The 18,072-nt window shown below is 55.2% G+C and carries 20 protein-coding genes and 1 tRNA gene; 12 read left to right on the forward strand and 9 right to left on the reverse strand.

Features of this window, described 5'->3' with window-relative positions:
* Positions 1-78: 78 nt before the first annotated feature.
* On the reverse strand, positions 79-1,068 hold the full coding sequence (locus tag QHG98_06810; protein MDH7597428.1) for a glycerophosphodiester phosphodiesterase family protein: 990 nt from the start codon (positions 1,066-1,068) through the stop codon (positions 79-81).
* Between the two features lie 139 nt (positions 1,069-1,207).
* On the opposite strand from QHG98_06810, the gene pscS reads away from it, so the two are divergent.
* Positions 1,208-2,374 carry an O-phospho-L-seryl-tRNA:Cys-tRNA synthase gene (pscS, locus tag QHG98_06815; protein MDH7597429.1) on the forward strand — a complete coding sequence of 389 codons (1,167 nt, stop codon included), beginning with the start codon at positions 1,208-1,210 and terminating at the stop codon, positions 2,372-2,374.
* Positions 2,375-2,388: 14 nt separating this feature from the next.
* Here pscS and QHG98_06820 read toward each other — a convergent pair whose 3' ends face one another.
* Positions 2,389-2,655: a hypothetical protein gene (locus QHG98_06820; GenBank protein MDH7597430.1), complete on the reverse strand. Its 267-nt coding sequence runs from the start codon at positions 2,653-2,655 to the stop codon at positions 2,389-2,391.
* Between the two features lie 128 nt (positions 2,656-2,783).
* Between QHG98_06820 and cfbA the strand changes: the two genes are divergently transcribed.
* The 3 genes from cfbA to cfbD are packed head-to-tail and all read left to right on the forward strand — an operon-like array spanning position 2,784 to position 5,514.
* On the forward strand, positions 2,784-3,173 hold the full coding sequence (cfbA, locus tag QHG98_06825) for a sirohydrochlorin nickelochelatase (GenBank protein MDH7597431.1): 390 nt from the start codon (positions 2,784-2,786) through the stop codon (positions 3,171-3,173).
* Between the two features lie 5 nt (positions 3,174-3,178).
* Positions 3,179-4,387, forward strand: coding sequence for a coenzyme F430 synthase (gene cfbE / locus QHG98_06830; protein ID MDH7597432.1), 1,209 nt, complete (start codon positions 3,179-3,181; stop codon positions 4,385-4,387).
* A gap of 5 nt (positions 4,388-4,392) precedes the next feature.
* The gene (gene cfbD, locus QHG98_06835) at positions 4,393-5,514 is read left to right on the forward strand and encodes a Ni-sirohydrochlorin a,c-diamide reductive cyclase catalytic subunit (protein ID MDH7597433.1); all 1,122 of its coding nucleotides are present in this window, start codon (positions 4,393-4,395) and stop codon (positions 5,512-5,514) included.
* Positions 5,515-5,658: 144 nt separating this feature from the next.
* On the opposite strand, the gene QHG98_06840 is transcribed toward cfbD, so the two are convergent.
* Together QHG98_06840 and QHG98_06845 are read right to left on the reverse strand one after the other, a co-directional pair.
* Positions 5,659-5,958 (reverse strand): YunC family protein, encoded by a 300-nt coding sequence (locus QHG98_06840; protein ID MDH7597434.1) that lies wholly within the window; start codon positions 5,956-5,958, stop codon positions 5,659-5,661.
* 140 nt (positions 5,959-6,098) lie between these two features.
* On the reverse strand, positions 6,099-6,986 hold the full coding sequence (locus tag QHG98_06845) for a radical SAM protein (GenBank protein ID MDH7597435.1): 888 nt from the start codon (positions 6,984-6,986) through the stop codon (positions 6,099-6,101).
* Between the two features lie 247 nt (positions 6,987-7,233).
* On the opposite strand from QHG98_06845, the gene QHG98_06850 reads away from it, so the two are divergent.
* The 4 genes from QHG98_06850 to ilvC are packed head-to-tail and all read left to right on the forward strand — an operon-like array spanning position 7,234 to position 11,881.
* Positions 7,234-8,706 (forward strand): 2-isopropylmalate synthase, encoded by a 1,473-nt coding sequence (locus QHG98_06850; GenBank protein ID MDH7597436.1) that lies wholly within the window; start codon positions 7,234-7,236, stop codon positions 8,704-8,706.
* A complete protein-coding gene (locus QHG98_06855; protein ID MDH7597437.1) occupies positions 8,703-10,376 on the forward strand; it encodes an acetolactate synthase large subunit in 1,674 nt (557 codons plus the stop codon). Before QHG98_06850 ends, QHG98_06855 begins: the two co-directional genes overlap by 4 nt.
* Positions 10,373-10,870, forward strand: a complete 498-nt coding sequence (gene ilvN, locus QHG98_06860; protein MDH7597438.1) for an acetolactate synthase small subunit — start codon at positions 10,373-10,375, stop codon at positions 10,868-10,870. The genes QHG98_06855 and ilvN overlap by 4 nt, the downstream gene beginning before the upstream one ends.
* Positions 10,871-10,882: 12 nt before the next feature.
* A complete protein-coding gene (ilvC, locus tag QHG98_06865) occupies positions 10,883-11,881 on the forward strand; it encodes a ketol-acid reductoisomerase (GenBank protein ID MDH7597439.1) in 999 nt (332 codons plus the stop codon).
* A 95-nt stretch (positions 11,882-11,976) separates the two neighbouring features.
* Here the strand turns inward: ilvC and QHG98_06870 are convergent, their stop codons facing one another.
* The 4 genes from QHG98_06870 to QHG98_06885 all read right to left on the reverse strand — a co-directional run bounded on the left by QHG98_06870 (position 11,977) and on the right by QHG98_06885 (position 14,468).
* Complete coding sequence (locus QHG98_06870) at positions 11,977-12,297, reverse strand: PDGLE domain-containing protein (GenBank protein MDH7597440.1); 321 nt, start codon at positions 12,295-12,297, stop codon at positions 11,977-11,979.
* Between the two features lie 11 nt (positions 12,298-12,308).
* Entirely contained in the window at positions 12,309-12,998 is a 690-nt protein-coding gene (gene cbiM / locus QHG98_06875) for a cobalt transporter CbiM (GenBank protein ID MDH7597441.1), read from the reverse strand.
* Positions 12,999-13,093: 95 nt separating this feature from the next.
* Positions 13,094-13,552 (reverse strand): hypothetical protein, encoded by a 459-nt coding sequence (locus tag QHG98_06880; protein MDH7597442.1) that lies wholly within the window; start codon positions 13,550-13,552, stop codon positions 13,094-13,096.
* The gene (locus tag QHG98_06885) at positions 13,545-14,468 is read right to left on the reverse strand and encodes a hypothetical protein (GenBank protein MDH7597443.1); all 924 of its coding nucleotides are present in this window, start codon (positions 14,466-14,468) and stop codon (positions 13,545-13,547) included. The genes QHG98_06880 and QHG98_06885 overlap by 8 nt, the downstream gene beginning before the upstream one ends.
* Before the next feature lie 787 nt (positions 14,469-15,255).
* Between QHG98_06885 and QHG98_06890 the strand changes: the two genes are divergently transcribed.
* Positions 15,256-15,414, forward strand: a complete 159-nt coding sequence (locus QHG98_06890) for a rubredoxin (GenBank protein ID MDH7597444.1) — start codon at positions 15,256-15,258, stop codon at positions 15,412-15,414.
* Between the two features lie 2 nt (positions 15,415-15,416).
* Positions 15,417-15,935 carry a ferritin gene (locus tag QHG98_06895; GenBank protein ID MDH7597445.1) on the forward strand — a complete coding sequence of 173 codons (519 nt, stop codon included), beginning with the start codon at positions 15,417-15,419 and terminating at the stop codon, positions 15,933-15,935.
* A 112-nt stretch (positions 15,936-16,047) separates the two neighbouring features.
* On the opposite strand, the gene QHG98_06900 is transcribed toward QHG98_06895, so the two are convergent.
* Entirely contained in the window at positions 16,048-16,794 is a 747-nt protein-coding gene (locus QHG98_06900) for a hypothetical protein (protein ID MDH7597446.1), read from the reverse strand.
* Positions 16,795-17,303: 509 nt separating this feature from the next.
* On the opposite strand from QHG98_06900, the gene QHG98_06905 reads away from it, so the two are divergent.
* A tRNA-Leu gene (locus tag QHG98_06905) sits at positions 17,304-17,388 on the forward strand.
* Between the two features lie 94 nt (positions 17,389-17,482).
* Positions 17,483-17,779, forward strand: a complete 297-nt coding sequence (locus tag QHG98_06910; protein ID MDH7597447.1) for a phage integrase N-terminal SAM-like domain-containing protein — start codon at positions 17,483-17,485, stop codon at positions 17,777-17,779.
* The last annotated feature ends 293 nt before the right edge of the window (positions 17,780-18,072 follow it).

Consider the following 18,072-nt stretch of genomic DNA (forward strand, 5'->3'; position numbering starts at 1 on the left):
TCAATGATACGAGTACACGACCGGACATCGTTCAGCGTTTGTATGCTATGCTGTTGCTCCAATAATGGGATCGGCTGATCACCTGGTCATTTCGCCAGCATGTTTTGCCCTGCGAAAGCACCCTCTCCCGGTGGTCCCGAGAAATCTCTTTAGCTCCTCGGTTCCAGCATCCGGTCTCTCCTCGAGATACCTCGCGACCTCTGGTATGTGGACCAGCACGCAGTCGATGCACGACCAGAACCTCTTGCCTCTTTTTGTTCTCACAAACCTGCCAAGCTCCGGGTCCTTGCAGGGGTAGAGGGGACAGAAACAGTGGGTGCAGTCCTGCCCCTCGAAGTGATGACATGGATAGTACCTGCAGTTCTCCCGGCCGGTGTTTACTGGAGCTTCTTTAAGCACATCCCTTATCGCGCAGGGGTTGTCGGTGACCAGACCATCCGCCCCGAGCCTGAGCAGCCACGCCGCCCTCTCAGGGCTGTTGACCGTCCAGGGGTAAACTTTCAAACCCCTTTTGTGTGCGACCTTGAAGATGTTCGGGCTCACCCTCTTTGGGAATATCGCATCCGCATGCACATCCAGGGCTAAATCCACCGGGTTCACGGGCAGGGACGATATGATGATGCCCGTTCTTATATCCTCCACGCCCTTCCTCCCCCTGAGAAGGTCGCCGAACTCAAGCACGCTAGTGTGGTAAAAAGATGTCACTATGGCTTTAGATCCAAGCAGCTCCTCAAGAACGATCTCCTCCAATCCCTCCTCCTTCATCTCAACGACCGGCTGGACTCCGAGAATTTCCGCGAGCCTCAGCGCCTCCCTCAGCATCGGCACAGGCTCTCCGCCTGCATCCAGGCACCTGAGCTCCTGGATGCTCAGATCCTCAACCCTGCCGGAGCCGTTTGTTGTTCTGTCAACAGTCTCATCGTGCATCAGAACCAGAACTCCGTCGGAGGAGAGGCGCACGTCCATCTCGACCATATCGGCTCCGCATGAATGCGCCTTCCTTATTCCCTGCAGCGTGTTCTCGGGAGCCAGAGCTGGAGCACCACGATGTCCAATCAGTGAGACCATCGATCGAGTATGGTGGAGCCATGTATATTCCATTTTTGGAGATGAACACGCTCAGCACGCCATAACATGAAACGCCCCATCTGGCTCTCTGCTGTGGAGATGGAAAAAGTTATCACGAATGCAGATGAGCACCATTCTGATGCCATCCAGTATCACATCAAAGCTCGATAAGTTCAGGTGCATGAAGAGGAGCATCTCGGAGATAAACCTCGACCCCCTCCAGAGGGGAGGCATTCTCACTCCTGAGGCAAGGGCGGCTCTCGTCGAGTGGGGTGATGGTTATTCAGTCTGTGACTTCTGCGAGGGGATGCTCGACAGGGTGAGGAATCCCCCTGTGGAGGAGTTCGTTCACGAGATTCTTCCCCGGTTTCTGGATGTGGATGATGTGCGCATAACCCACGGGGCCAGGGAGGGTATGTACGCTGCGATGCATTCTCTATGTGATGCGGGCGATTACATCGTTGCAGATGGGAATGCGCACTACACCACCGTTCTCGCCGCAGAGCGCGCAGGCCTCGAGATCTCGTATGTGGAAAACAGCGGGGAGCCTGAGTACACCATAAACCCGGAGGGATACAGGGACGCGATAAGGGATGCTGCAGACCAGGGATACAGGGTGAGCATGGCAGTGCTCACGTATCCCGATGGCAACTACGGGAATCTTGTGGATGCGAGAAGGGTTGCGGAGATCTGCCACGAGGAGGGTGTGCCGCTGCTCCTCAACGGGGCGTACTCCATAGGGAGAATGCCCGTGAGCGCCCGCGAGCTCGACGCTGACATAGTTGTTGGCAGCGGCCACAAGTCCATGGCATCATCAGGTCCGATAGGGGTCCTGGGCGCGAAGCAGGAGTATGCGGATATCATATTCAGACGCTCGAAGAGCAAGAAGAACAAGGAGGTCGAGCTCCTGGGGTGCACTGTTCGTGGTGCGGGGCTTCTTACCATGATGGCAAGCTTCCCGCATGTCCTGGAGCGCGTCGGAAGGTGGCAGGAGGAGGTTGATAAGGCGCGATGGTTCTCGTCAGAGCTGGAGGAGCTTGGAATCGAACAGCAGGGCGAGAAGCCTCACAACCATGATCTGATGTTCTTCAAATCTGAGCGGCTCTACGAGATCTCGAAGAGCGCCAGGAAGGGCCGCTACTTCCTTTACCACGAGCTCAAGGACCGCGGGATATGCGGTATCAAGCCCGGGCTCACAAGGCAGTTCAAGCTTAGCACGTATCTCATCCCCAGGGAGGATCTGGAGCGGGTGGTCTCAGCGTTTCATGAGATCATCGAGATGGGCTCCAGGGTGGAGGCTGAATAGAGCGAAGACGGCGCTCATGCACACCTCTCCCTGATCTCGGCGAGCTCGATGAGCGGCTCAAGCACCTCTCTCGGTATGAATATGCTCCCGCCGGTTCTGTTCATGGCGACCCATGTGTTGAGCGATGTGCATATTGTAAGGACAGATCTCTCATCTGAGACCCTGGATGCTATCTCTGAGACGATCTCGCTCTTGTTTGTGATCGTCAAACCATGAGCGCACTCGATCGCCTTCAGGTGCATCAGCGCCCTTCCGGCGACCCTGGATCCGGATTCCCCCATAACACATTCTCAATTAACCTCACAGACCATAATTTTTCCGGTGGATCTCCATGGGGTAGATTTATTACACATGAGATCGAGCTGCATTAACACTGAAATATGAAAAAGTAGCAAATGGAGCTTTGAAGATGGAGGACATAGGACTTCTTGTGCTCGGGCATGGCAGCACGCTGCCTTACAACAAGGCGCTGGTGGAGGAGCTGGCAGGGATGATAAAAAGAAAGCATCCAGGGCCGGTCAGGACCGCTTATCTCAATGCCAATGATCCGAAGATACCAGAGGGTCTCATGAGCTTTGCCGGCACCAATGTGAGGAAGATCGTGGCCATTCCGCTCTTCCTCGCAGCCGGGGTGCACACACTGGAGGACATCCCAAGGGAGCTGGGAATACCGAAGGGCAAGCACGTTGGTGTTGTTAAAATAGATGGCAGGGATGTGGAGGTGACATGCGCCGAGCCGCTCGGCGTCGATGAATGCATTGCGGATCTCGCCTATCGGAGGGCCAGAGAGAGCTTCTAGGGCCGGTGGCCGTCCTCGACTCGATACATGGCGCAGGGATCATAGCATCGAGACTCAGAGAGCTCGGCATAGATGCAGAGGCGCTAGAGGTATACCACAGCAATCACAGCGTGGAGAGGTTCTCGCTCGTTGTTGCTCCCGTGCACCTCTCCCCTCAGAACAGCTCACTGTCAGAGGCCAGACGGCTTCGAAAGAGGATCATATCGCACCACAGGGCAGTGGGGATGATCCTGGGCGAGCGGGACTTCAGGGCTGTTGAGATAACGGGGACGAGGGGGAAGACAACCACCGCCCTCCTGCTGGCGCTTATGCTCTCGCACGATATGCGCGTCGTCTCGCACACCACCAGCGGAATCGAGCTCTGGAACCGCGGGAGAAGATCGCTCATCAGATCCGGCCTGAGCATAACCCCCGGGAATCTCATAGCAGCTCATCAGATCGCATCAGAGGAGAGAGCTGATTTTCTGATCTCAGAGGTATCACTCGGTGGCACCGGAGCATTTGATGTGGGGATTATAACAAGCCTCGCAGGAGACTACCTCATAGCAGGCGGGTCGATGTGGGCGAGCACCGCCAAGCTCCAGATGCTCTCTCTCTCAGATCCGGATGCGAGGATCGTGGCGAACACGGATGCGAAGCTCTCTGCTGATATCACATTTGGCCATGGCGGTGATGTGAGGATCTGCAGGAGATCTGCTGAGATCAGGGGGAGATCGCTTCCCCTGTCGCTGGACGAAGCGCTGGATCTTCCCGCATATTCCGATGGGATCGCCGGTGCGCTGGCAGCCGCCATCTCGATTGGAGTGGATGTAAAGGATGCGGCGGATGCCCTTGAGGGCTTCCAGGGCTTCGAGGGCCGGATGGCGCGGTATCAGCTCGATGGTGTCAGCTTCATCGATAACTCGAACTCCGGGCTGAAGGTCTCAGGCATCGAAAGGGCGCTCGATCTCGCCTCTGGTGGTCGCACATGTCTCGTTGCGGGAGAGGATGCAGAGAGCGTCTGCGAGGGTCTGGATATTGATGCTCTTGTGAAGATGATCAAGTCGAGAAGGAATGAGATAGACGAGCTCGTGCTGGTCGGAAGGAGGCTTGAGCCGTACGCCCAACAGCTCGGAGGATGCACGGCACGCAACTTCCAGGAGGGGCTCGAGGTCGCTCGCAGACTCGTCTCCGCGGGGGACCATCTGGTTTTATGTGTTAAATGCTTCAGGTGATATCGATGAGTACAGAAGTTCAGGTTATTCACCCACGCCCCAGCTCGATAGTGGCGGCCCTTTACACCCTGCGTGATCTCGGCGTGGATGTGATCATACTCCACGGCCCCAGCGGATGCTGCTTCAAGCACGCGAGGTTGCTGGAGGAGGATGGTGTCAGGGTTCTGACCACAGGCCTCGATGAGAAGGGCTTCGTCTTCGGAGGGCAGGAGCAGCTTGTGAGGCTGCTGAGAAGAGCTGTGGAGCTGTTCCATCCGAAGATCTTAGCTGTCGCTGGAACATGCAGCAGCATGATCATAGGCGAGGATCTGCACAAGGCTGTGGTGGATGCGAATATCGGTCTCCCGGTAATAGAGGCTGAGGTTCACGCTGGATACAGGGACAACACAAAGGGTGTGATCATAACACTTGAGGCTGCGAGGGATGCTGGCATAATAGATGATCAGGAGCTCCAGCGCCAGAAGAGGCTACTGGAAAAGGCGACAGAGATAGAGCGGCTCTACGGCGCTGCGAGCAGCGAGTACCTGCCGCCGGAGAGGGGTGACGTCAAGTTCGTCGTTGCCTCCAGACTCCTGGAGCTTCTCATGGATGGCAAAAGGGGGCTCAACATACTGAACGCGAAGAAGGAGACCGCATACATGTTCGCGGACATCAATCTCTCACTCATAGAGATTGCCAGGGCTCTTGGGTGTGAGGAGAGGATAAGAACGCTTGCGAACCTCGACTCTGATGTGGGACTGCCAAAGGTCAGAGGGGATGCGAGGAACATAGCAGATGCTCTGAAAGATAAAGGCGTGAATTTCGAGATCACAGGAGGTCTTGATGAGTATCCAGTTGCGGGAGAGCGTGTGGCGGATATGATCGAGGGAGAGGAGTACGACTTCGCCTTGATATCCGGGGTTCCGCATGCGATACCGATCTCTGCACTGGATAAAATGGAGATCTTCTCGGTAACCAACGGGCCCCGGCAGGTCAGGCCCCTGAGGGATCTGGGCCATCATCATGTTGTTGTGGAGATAGATCTCCACCCCAAGACCATGGGCGTCAGCACGCTCGTCGAGTCTGAGTTCGGCGCCACCCTCAGGGAGGTCGCCAGGCGAAGGGGCATCCTTCAAAAACAGATCTGAGCCGCATCCCGCCAGGCGGAGCAGTCAGCATCTCTCCATAAGCTTTCGATATGCTCAGAGGATCCGGCTTGTGGCAACCTCGCCGTTCATGGGCCAGGGTCGTACGTGCGTGATCCAGCGCACTTTTGAGGGCCGGAGCATCCGCTACAGCAGCTCAAGCGCCTCGCGCCCTGACATCCCCTCTTTTATGCCGAGCTTTCTGGCCGCGCTGTTCGCCTCGAATACCTCCCCTCTCAGGAGATCATCCACTGTTGCCATCAGCCCGCCGGTGCTGGACCTCACTCTCGCTGCCGGATAGCCATGCCGATCAAGGGCGCTGACATCATATGCTCCACATCCCACCATTCCACGGTCGGTGACCGCGCAAACCAGCTTTAGATAGCCGAGATTTATCACGTAGCCATCCGCGACCTTCCTGCTCAGCTGGATTATCTCATGAATCAATCGATCATACCTCCTTCATCATTTTGAGTCGAGTGGTGCACTCGTATTTTAGATCGATAATATGTGACCTGCAGAACTCATGAGGGTCTGTATCAGATGCCGATCGTTACATCCTCTTCGGTGATCCGAGCCGCCTGCCTCTAACACGTCTGGAAGTATATCTTCCCGTCGCGGATGCTGCGGGATATCCTCCCTGCATCCTCGAGTATCTTCATGTACTTCACCGCATCCTCATAGATCAAACCAGATTCTCTCTGAAGATCCTCCAGTGTCATGGGCTCACGAAGGAGCTCTGCGATCCTCCCCTCCACCCCCTCAGGCACACTCCAGTCCCAGTCCGGTATCAGCTCAGCACCTCTGAAGATACGGAGCATGCTGAGCATCTCATCTCTCCTCAGCGGCAGGACAGGCTCGGCTGGCGGCCTGACCACAGTGTTGAGCTGTATCCTGTCCGGCTCGATCTCCTCCGCAGCCCTGGCGATCATCGGTGCATCAACCTCGTTTACGTCCCGGACAAGCATCACCTCGAGCCATATCTCTCCGCCGAATTCAGATCTGAAGGCCCGCAGACCCTCGATGATGTTCTCTATTCTCAAACCCGCAGCCGGCCTGTTTATCCTCTCGAAGGTCTCCTGGGTCGCCGCATCCAGTGAGGGGAGAACGAGATCTGCTTTGGCCACCTCCTCTCTGACATGTCTGTCAATGAGAAGGCTGCTGTTCGTTATGACCGCAATCGGCCTGTCGATCTGCTTCTTCGCAGCCCGTATGATCTCCCCCAGGCCTGAGTGGAGCGTAGGCTCCCCCGATCCTGCGAACGTCAGGTAGTCAAAATCGATATCTGACACCCTGGAGATCTCCCTGATAACTGCCTCCTCAGGAACGTAGCGATCCCTCTTCATTGTCAGACATGTTGTGGCGCCTATCTCACAGTAGCAGCAGTCCATGCTGCACGTCTTGAGCGGCAGAAGATCCACGCCCATAGAGAGACCGAGCCTCCTTGAGAGAACAGGCCCGAAGATGTACCGCATTCCGTAACACAGATGCTTATCTCATTATATCTAAGTTTTGAGGGGATATCCTCTCATCAGTCTCACTGCAGCTCTGCCCACAGTTTCTCAGGAGCCATCCGATTGATCATCCATCGATGCGCTCGGACCGCATATCCTGAGGTCCAGATGCCCAAACCGTCAGATTTATCAATGTGCATCATCAACGTAGCTGAACCACATTTGAGGGTGAAAGAGATGAACGCGTGGGATCGCTTTATCGGGTGAGATAAGATTTCTCGATACCACACTGCGTGATGGCGAACAGACACCAGGGGTCTCCCTGAGCGCGGATGACAAGCTTCACATCGCGCAGCTTTTGGATGAACTGGGCGTCGATGTGATCGAGGCCGGATCCGCAATAACATCTGATGGTGAGCGCGAATCGATCCGTGCCATCGCTTCTGCAGGGCTGAGGGCCGAGATCTGCTCTTTTGCGCGTGCCAGTCGGAAGGACATCGACGCTGCGCTTGATTGCGATGTCGATTCCCTGCACCTCGTCGTTCCGGTCTCAGATCTCCACATCGAGAGGAAGCTGAGATCTGACAGGGAATCCGTGCTCAGAAAGGCTGTTGATGCCACTGAGTACGCTAAGGCTCATGGCCTGATCGTTGAGCTCAGCGGCGAGGACGCGAGCAGAGCCGATCTCGATTATCTGGAATCAATTTACCGAGCCACAATCGAGGCGGGCGCGGACAGACTCTGCTTCTGCGATACTGTGGGCGTGCTTCTTCCTGAGAGGACTGCGGAGATATTTCAGCGCCTGAGCTCTCTGGGCAGACCCGTGAGCATCCACTGCCACGACGACTTCGGGATGGCCACCGCGAACACTGTGGCCGCCCTCAGAAATGGCGCTGCACAGGCGCATGTCACCATCAACGGCATCGGCGAGCGTGCAGGCAACACCAGCCTGGAAGAGGTTGTGATGTGCCTGGAGAACCTTTATGGTATCAGGACAGGCATAAAGTGCAATCTTTTATATCAGATCTCCAGAGTTGTCTCAAAGAAGACCGGCATACCTGTGGCGCCGAACAAGGCGATCGTCGGGGAGAACGCATTCACGCATGAGGCGGGTATACACGTCCATGGCCTGATCGCAGACACATCCACATACGAGCCGATGCGCCCGGAGCAGGTCGGCAGGAAGAGGCGTATCGTCCTCGGGAAGATGTCGGGGAGAGCTGCGGTCGAGCTTGCCCTGCGTGAGTTCGGGATCACAGTAAACGAGGAACAGCTGAACGAGATAGTGAGCAGGGTCAAGGAGCTGGGCGATAAGGGCAAGCGGGTCTCGGATGCAGATCTCCAGTCGATAGCGGACACGGTGCTCGCAAGGGAGCTGAAGCCCAGGGTACTTCTGGAGGAGCTCACCGTGGTCAGCGGGAACAGGGTGACGCCCACCGCTAGCGTGAAGCTGATCCTGGACGGAAGAGAGACTCTGGAGGCTGGCGCAGGGGTGGGCCCTGTGGACGCTGCTGTGAATGCCGTCAGAAGGGCGATCTCGGGCGTAACAGATATTCGGCTTGAGGAGTACCATGTGGATGCCATAACGGGTGGAACAAATGCCCTGGTCGAGGTATGGGTGACGATGGCTATAGGAGACAGAAGCATAACAGCCAGGGGCGCAGGGGCTGATATCATAATGGCCTCCGTCGAGGCTGTTCTGGAAGGTATAAACAGGCTGATGCTTTTGGAGGATAGATGATGGTCAGGATGACAGGAGCAGAGGCGATTATAGAGTGTCTCAGGCGGGAGGGAGTAGAGGTGATATTCGGCCTTCCTGGCGGAGTTCTGCTTCCGCTGTACGATGCGCTGTACAGCTCTGAGCTGAGACACATACTGGTCAGGCATGAGCAGGCGGCTGCGCATGCAGCTGATGGATACGCTAGGGCTACTGGCAGAGTAGGTGTATGCCTGGCCACCTCTGGTCCTGGCGCGACCAACCTGGTCACAGGCATAGCCACAGCCTACATGGATTCAGTGCCAATCGTCGCAATGACCGGCCAGGTGAACACAGGCCTTATCGGAAAGGATGCGTTCCAGGAGGCAGATATCACCGGCATAACCATGCCGATAACAAAGCACAACTACCTGATCAAGAGCTCCAGGGATATACCCAGGGTCTTCAGGGAGGCATTCTACATAGCGAGAACCGGCAGGCCAGGACCGGTGCTGATAGATCTGCCAAGAGACATAACAGTGGACGAGCTCGAGTTCGATTATCCGGAGATAAACCTCCCAGGCTACAATCCATCAACTAAAGTCCACCAGCTCCAGATAAGAAGAGCCGCAGAGGCGCTGATGACTGCGGAGCGGCCTGTGATATACGCCGGAGGGGGCGTGAGGTATGCGAACGCGCACGAGGAGCTGTTCCAGCTAGCAACGCGACTGAACGCTCCTGTGACGACAACGCTGATGGGGATGGGGTGCTTCCCGACAGACCACCCACTCTCCCTTGGAATGCTCGGGATGCACGGGACCAAGTACGCGAACCTCGCAGTCCAGGAGGCGGACGTGCTTCTGGCAGTTGGAGCACGGTTCGATGATCGCGTCACAGGGAAGATCGCGAGCTTCGCACCAAAGGCCAGGATAATACACATCGATGTGGATGCGGCTGAGATCGGCAAGAACGTGAGGGTGGACATCCCCGTTGTCGGCGATGCCAAGATCGCGCTCACGGAGCTGCTGAAACATGTTCAGCAGAGGCCCTGGACAGAATGGAACGAAAAGATACTCTCCTGGAAGAGGGAGTACCCGCTGCGGTACACCAGGGATGAGAACGTGATAAAGCCGCAGTTTGTCATCGAGAAGATATGCGAGCTCTGCCCGGATGCGATAATAGTCACGGAGGTCGGACAGAACCAGATGTGGGCAGCGCAGTTCTTCAAACACAGAGATCCCAGAAAGTTCATAACCTCCGGCGGCCTGGGCACGATGGGTTATGGATTCCCGGCTGCGATCGGCGCGAAGATCGGGAGGCCAGAGTGCGAGGTGATCGACATCGCCGGAGACGGGAGCTTCCAGATGAACATCCAGGAGCTCGCAACCGCTGTTGTCAATGATATCCCTGTGAAGATCGCGATACTGAACAACGGGGTGCTGGGCATGGTCAGGCAGTGGCAGACCCTCTTCTTCGGAAAGAGGTACTCGCACACGACTCTCGGCGACGTGCCTGATTTCGTCAAGGTCGCTGAGGCATACGGCGCCCTCGGTCTCAGAGCCACAAAGCCCTCAGAGGTCGAGGATGTGCTCAAAGAGGGGCTTGCGTCAGACAGGCCCACGGTCATGGACTTCATAATTCACAGGGACGAGAAGGTATCGCCGATGGTGCCGGCGGGAGCATCACTTAGCGAGATACTGGAGCTGGATTCATGAAGCACACCATCGCAGTCATCGTCGAGAACAAGCCCGGGGTCCTCACGAGGATTTCCGGGCTGTTCAGCAGGAGGGGCTTCAATATAGAGAGCCTCTCTGTGGGAGCCACTGACAATCCCGCCTACTCCAGGATGACCATCTCCGTCGAGGGCGATGATGTCGTTCTGGAGCAGGTCGTGAAGCAGCTCAGCAAGCTGATCAATGTCATAAGGGTGAGCAGGCTCGATCCGGAGGAGTCGGTGGAGCGCGAGCTTGCGATCATAAAGGTCAGCGCGAACAAGGATACGCGATCTGAGATCATGCAGATCGTCTCTGTCTTCAGAGCCAGAATAATCGACGTATCCCCCAGATCTCTCATCATAGAGGTCACGGGGGATGAGAAGAAGGTCGATGCGCTGCAGCACATGCTCCGCCAGTTCGGGATCAAGGAGATGGCCAGGACAGGCAAGGTCTCCATGGTCAGAGGAAGCAAGGTGGTCCAGGCTGGACCATGAGGAGGAGTTGTTTTGGCAACAATATATCGTGATAAGGATGCGGATCTTAGGGTGTTGAAGGACAAGACGATAGCCATAATAGGCTACGGCAATCAGGGGCATGCGCAGGGTGCGAACCTCAAGGACTCCGGGCTAGATGTCATAGCCGCAGATCTGAAGGACTCTCCTGCGTGGAAGAGAGCTGAGAAGGATGGCATCAGGGTCATGACCGTGCCAGAGGCCTCAAAGGAGGCGGATTTCATACAGATACTGCTCCCCGATGAGCTGCAGCCGAAGATCTACAGGGAGCAGATAGCTCCATACCTCGAGGAGGGAAACATACTGGGATTCTCGCACGGGTTCAACATACACTTCAACCAGATCATACCCCCTGAGTATGTGGATGTCGTGATGGTCGCGCCCAAGGGCCCGGGCGATCTTGTGCGCCGCCAGTTCCTGGAGGGCAAGGGTGTTCCGTGTCTCGTCGCTGTGAAGCAGGATTATTCCAAGAGCGCGAAGAGAATCGCGCTGGCATATGCAAAGGGCATCGGCGGGACACGCGCCGGGGTCCTTGAGACCACATTCGCAGAGGAGACCGAGACGGATCTCTTCGGGGAGCAGGTCGATCTCTGTGGAGGAGTTACAGCGATGATAAAGGCTGCATTCGAGACCATGGTGCAGGCCGGGTACCAGCCTGAGATCGCGTACTTCGAGGCATGCCATGAGCTCAAGCTGATAACAGATCTCATTCATGAGGGCGGCCTGATGAAGATGTGGAACTCTGTATCGAACACAGCAGAGTACGGTGGTCTCACCAGGGGCGAGAGGATAATAAACGAGCAGTCCAGGGAGGCGATGTGGGAGATACTCGAGGAGATTAGGTCTGGAGAGTTCGCCAGGGAGTGGATACTTGAGTCTCAGGCAGGACTGCCGGTGAAGAAGGCCCTGGAGCAGCAGGAATCGGAGCATCTGATCGAGAAGGTCGGAGCAGAGCTCAGAGCGATGATGCCCTGGCTGGGCGAGAAGAAGTGATACCACCAGCTCCACCAAATTTTTTATAATAAAACAGGCCTTGCCCGCAGGTTGTGCTGAGACATCTGGCAGCCACAGCTGCGGGCTCTCAGACCTCAATCGGATCTGCCGGCAGTGAGCTTTTTGCCGATTATGTAGAGAAGCCCTGCGCAGATCGCAACGCCTATTATCGCGGATGCTATGTACGCCAGTGCAGACTCTGCGAACGTCTCAGCGCCCGGGAAGGAGTAGTCAGGTATCGGCGCAGACCAGAGAGAACCCAGCGACTCGATGCCACGCGGGACATATCCGAGCTTCTCCTTGACCTCCTCCGCACCCCACTCGCCGAAGGTCTCACCGGTCGCGAGCAGCCCCAGCGGCACCAGCACTGTGAGAACTGCAAGCGCTGCTATCATCTTTTTAGTGGTTCTGTCCATATCATCTCCTCCTATGCCCTTGAGGGCCTGCCATACGAGAGCAGGGATGGGTCTGCCCTCTGGACGTAAGCAAAGATCAGTGCAGTCACAATCGCCTCGAGGAAGCTGAAACCGAGCGCGTGCTCAATGATCATTGCAGGAAGCGTCACATCGAGCCCGTATGGCATGTAGAGCGGATATCCTGCAGCGTCCCTGTGCAGGAGCGGCTGTATCCCGAACATGAATCCGGTCATCGCAGCCGCCAGCGTCAGCGAGACGTACCCCGCGATTGCCGCAGCTATCGTCCTTCTGCCGGATGTCACTTCAGAGCTGCCGCTTATTATCTTATAAACATAATACGCTGAGAATGGCATCAGTACAGCCATGTTGAAGCAGTTCGCAGCTATCGCTGTTATCCCACCATCCCCGAACATCAGGGCCTGGAGCACAAGTGCGACAGATATTGATATCACAGCAGCCCACGGCCCGAGGACTATGCCGATTATCGCACCACCAACAGCATGTCCGGTGCTGCCTCCGGGTATGGGGACATTGAACATCATTATCACAAAAGAGAATGCAGCGGAGAGCGCAAGCAACGGGACCTGTCTGGATCTCAGCTCCCTGCCAAGCCGCCTTGCAGAGTAGACCCAGATGGGGATCATTATGAGCCATGTGGCCACGATCGTGTATGGCCCTAGGTATCCATCCGGTATGTGCATATAATCACCAGATGCCCATATCGCCTTTGGTTATAAATTGATTTCGCATGGATATACTAACTAATATGAAAATATTTTATAATATTACTAAGATCCTAGCGCGCTTGCCTGGAGAGGATCCTGCGTATCCTTGATTCGAGGAGATCAATCTCAGCAGTACCTGACCTGGACCTGAGCAGAGCGAGATCGCGACGCAGAGGGCCGGCGAGGAGCTCTCTGTCCCCCTGAGCCCGCTCAGCTGCATCTATGAGCTCATGTATCCTTTTGATGCGTTTCTTCACATCTGCAGCGTCCTCTACCGCCTCCCTGAGCATCCTGAGCGCCTCAGCTGCCCTTCTTCCAGGGCTGGTCAGCTCCGCATACCTCACCCTTCCCTCAGTCCGGGTGGAGACCAGCCCCGCCTGCTCAAGCTGCGAGAGTATCCGCAGCGTGTGGGCGAACGTCGAGTCGATTTTTTTGGAGATGAGAGATGCATAGGCATGATCGAGCTCGAGGATCGCCAGGAGAGCCTGGCAGGGCTTCTCCTTGAGGAGAAGCCTCTCCATCTCATCCATTCGAGACACCGGATGTGTTGATCACAGGTATCAGCATCACCGCGCTCCTCGCCTCATCTGGCAGCTCTATCTCAATGGGTCTGTCGTAATCGAAGAACCTCATGCTCTCCTCCACATTGACATTTATCAGGAACCTGACGCCAGGGGACGATATCCCCAGCACCTCAGGGGTGATGCTGGCCCTCACAGTGCCATCTCTTTTAACAAGACGTTTATCCTCCTTCGAGACCCATGCGGTCCAGTCTATGCTGCTGTTCCTCTCCAGCTCGGTGGTGTTGAACATCGCCAGAAGGATCTGAGCAGGAAGCCCCAGGACCTCGCTGACCTCAAGAGCGATCACAGCAGCACGTATCGTGCTGTTCTCAGGCGACACCTTCAGCTTCCAGCAGTCTGTGCCGTCCAGTGTCTCAGAACCGATGATCTCTTGAGTTGATCTGTTGAGGATATCCAGCTGGAGGTACAGCCTGTTCTCCCGCAGCAGCTCATACTCCGGGTACGGCATGAACAGGCGCGTCCAGTTGCCGTTATTCTTCTCGTACCGCGTGCTGTTTATTATGTAGTACTCCCTGGATGCGGACATGCTCAGGTTCCGGTACTTCTCAGAGGTCATCGAACTCTCCTGCGATACCCTGAGCATGCTCTGTGAGACGTTCCTCGCGATCGATATCTCGCCGTTCTCTCTCAGATTATAAGATAGCCTGTCCTCCAGAGAATACCCCTCTGTCAGGTTCAGAAACTCCGCCGTGGTCATCTTCGACGACTCAAACCTGTACGAGGTGATGTTTCCAGATGCCCTGAGGAGATCTTCCATCAATGCAGTCGAATTCGGAGCTGCTCCAGGCCCACCAGATGGGCCGATGCAGCCTGAAAGAGCCACAAGCGTGAAAGCCAGAAGTATCTTGGTGATGATCTTCATGCGCACACCCTTTTATTTTAGCAGCGCAGGACGTCTGCTGTAAACTGGATGGCACCGCTCTGCATGCTCTGCAAATGCCATCGATCTCCAGCGCTCTTCAGCGCAGTTGATACCACAATGACCCGCGCAGCTGGAGTCAATCTGAAACGTCTGAAGATAAACACATTGTGATCGATGGTCCGCGAGCAGGACCCCGAATGGGACTGCTGAACCTGCTGACCATAACAAATCTTCTGTGAGATCCTGAGTTTTTTAGGGGTTGAAAATGGAGTACAGGTTAACCTGCTCGCTCTTATGTATTCAGCAACTTGAAGGACATGCACGGTTGCTGAATGCAATCATACTCTCGGAGGGAACGCATAGCGTGACTGGTGCCTCTTTGGGCCAAGTTATCAGATGGATAAGAGCGAACCTGCTTACCATGAGAGATCTTCTGTGGGATCGAGAGGGCTGCGAATCTCTCCGATTCATGCACGCGCTTCATCGGTGCACCAAAACTCATCTTGTAACAAAATATGTGCCAAGAATTGGTCCATTGGGAGGTATAGTGCAATTATTTGTAAAAATCATGATGGCAATATATCTCTTTACGGTAAGAGCTGCGATACACGGTCTTGTGTATTTTGCGCCCTGACCCACGCAAGCGAAGCAGACAATCATCTGCACATATGGTCCAACCAGCACCCATGCTGGCGATCAGATGAATGAGATCGACGCCCATCTGTTATTCATAGCTTCCGGAAACCACAAATAGTTTGCATGCATTGAAATTCGTGGAGGTATTGTTTTGGACAGATACAAATGCACAATCTGCGGGTACATCTACGATCCGGAGAAGGGTGATCCGGAAAACGGTGTGGAGCCTGGAACGCCTTTTGAGAGGCTGCCTGACGACTGGGTCTGCCCGGAGTGCGGTGCTACAAAGGATGCATTTGAGAGGGTGTGATCATGATCGACGGGAGATTGCTCGATGCGCTTAACAGGCAGGTCAACTGGGAGCTGTACTCATCGTACTTCTACCTCTCGATGTCGGGCTACTTCGAGTCAACAGGGCTGAAGGGGTTTGCGAGCTGGATGAGAGCACAGGCCCAGGAGGAGCTCTTCCATGCGATGAAGTTCTACGACTACATAATCAGCAGGGGCGGCAGGGTTAAGCTGATGAGGATAGAGGAGCCGCCAGGCGAATGGGAGTCGCCGCTGAATGTCTTTGAGGATGTACATGTGCATGAGCAGAAGGTCACAGGTCTCATCCACGCGCTCCTGGACCTCGCGATCGAGGTGAAGGATTATCCGACACAGAGCATGCTCCAGTGGTTCGTGAACGAGCAGGTGGAGGAGGAGGCAAACGCGGAGGAGATCGTTCAGAAGCTGAGGCTCATCCAGGGCGAGAGGGGGGTGGGGCTGCTTTACATGCTCGATAAGGAGCTGGGACAGAGGGTCTTCACACCACCTGCAGAGAAGGAGTGATTCTGGGCTCACTCAGAAGCAGCAGATCAGGAATGTTCCGCAGTTCTCCGCAGAAAAGAAAGATGGAAAAAGCCACGACCCCGCGATGGTGCGGGATCTTTTTTTTGTCATCTTATATGCAAGGCAGCCAGTCAACGCTTATCGCGCCGCATGTCGAGTTGCCCCAGAGCTGGATGAACTTCTCTATTGAGAAAACACCTGTTAGATCCTCAATGCTCCGGCCGTACTCGACGTGCCTGCCCTTGACTATATCCTGTGCCTCTGGCTCTCTTGACATCCATCCGATGTGAGCGACACCGATCACGTTGCTGTTGATGTTGGCCTCAAGCACTCCTGTGCAGCAGCTGTTCACATTATCGGCGTATCCATTATCGAATCCGTATGCTCTCGTCTTGATCTCCGTGCTCTTCTGAAGATGCTCAGCGTGTGTGTACATCTCTGTCACAACTGCACCGATCCTGTAGTTCTGGACGCACAGCTTGTCTATCCACTTCTGATCGTATGTGCCCGTCTGGTAGCTCACAGGCATGTACTCGAGATCCTGCTCCGATGTGAAGTTGATGTAGTCCATTGGGTAATCGCTGCCGGTCGGGTAGTCACAGGACGTGTAGAGCGGATCGTAGCCACTGCTCAGCTGCCTCTCTGCCTCGAGCTCTATTCTCGAGTTCACGTTGCCGCTTCCCGACTGCTTCTCGACGAGCTTTGCTCCGCTGTACCCGTACTGCGTGGATATCACGATCTCCAGGTTTCTGTATCCAACGCCCTTCACCACTGACTTCTCGTACATGTAGTTTGCAGCGCTGCAGAGTCCGGTGAATATCACAAGAAGCAGCAACATGGATACCAGCTTTTTTCTCATCTCTATACCGATCCTTTCGCTTTTAGGCCTGATCACACGACCTCCTACATCCTGAACATCTCCCAGCAGGCCAGGCCAAGCCATCCTTTCCCCCACCATCCACGATGCCTGGTAGAACTGATCCTTATTTTAAGCTTGTGCCCGGCTGGATCTCGTGTTCATTACCGAAATCGCTCTCTCCGGTCTGCGGTTCACACCATCCGCAGGCCTCTTATCCAGAGGGCGGTGTGCATAACAAGGGTCCATCGTCCGAACTCGATGATTCCCCTGGTTATGCGTAATCCTTTTATTCTTTGATCGTGAGTCAACTTCGCTGTCAGGGCAGGGAAGCGCTCCAAGGAGATGCTCCTCTGGCCAGATGCTCCCGGCAGGGAGGAGCGGGGTCGGAGCGGTCTGAACTGCATGTCCTTTGAGATGTGTGGGACATCCCACAGCGGATGACGGCGCCTGACAGAAATGAATTCGAGACCCGCGCTTCGTGTGCGGGATGTGATCGCATACATCGTGATGCGGGGGTTGCCAAGTCAGGTCAAAGGCGCTGGATTCAGGGTCCAGTCTCGCAGGAGTTCGTGGGTTCGAATCCCATCCCCCGCATTTGGGCATATCGATTTTTGATTTATGACTTCATCAGAATTATTCTATCAGATGCTGGATTCTTTTTCACGCGCTGCTTCGAGGAGGGTATGTGATGCCAAAGAAGCGGCTGGATGTGAACTGGAAGAGAGAAGTACATACCGAGGACTTCAAACCAGCATTGAGGAGGTATACCCGATATCTCGAGGAGAACGGTCTCAGGGAGTCAACAATATCCTCGTATGTCTTCCGGGTCGGGAAGTTCCTGGAGTTTGCACAAACTGATGAGCCAGATGCCGACGATTTTGCAGCGTTCCAGGAAACACTCTATGATAAGAGGCTGTCGCGAAGCTCAATCAACAACTACTGTTTGCCATCCAGCGGTATTATAAGATGCGTGGGAAATCCATAAGTTTCAATTTCCTCAGACCGGTGAACACGATACCGCATTTCTTTGACGAAAACGATATTGCCAGGCTGTTTGCTGTCTGCTCCAACGAAACCATCTTGCAATGCTCAAGACGCTGTTCTATGGATGCCTGCGTGCAAGTGAGCTATGCAACCTGGACGACTGCGACCTGGATTTGAAGACCTTAACACTCCGTGTGGAGGGCAAAGGTGGGAAAGAGGGGATAGTCTACATCACCGATGACTGCGCGAGGACCCTCAGGCGTTACCTTGAGGTCCGGCCTCCGCTCATGATTG

It is taken from the genome of Methanothrix sp. (genome assembly GCA_029907715.1).
Lineage (GTDB): Archaea > Halobacteriota > Methanosarcinia > Methanotrichales > Methanotrichaceae > Methanothrix_B.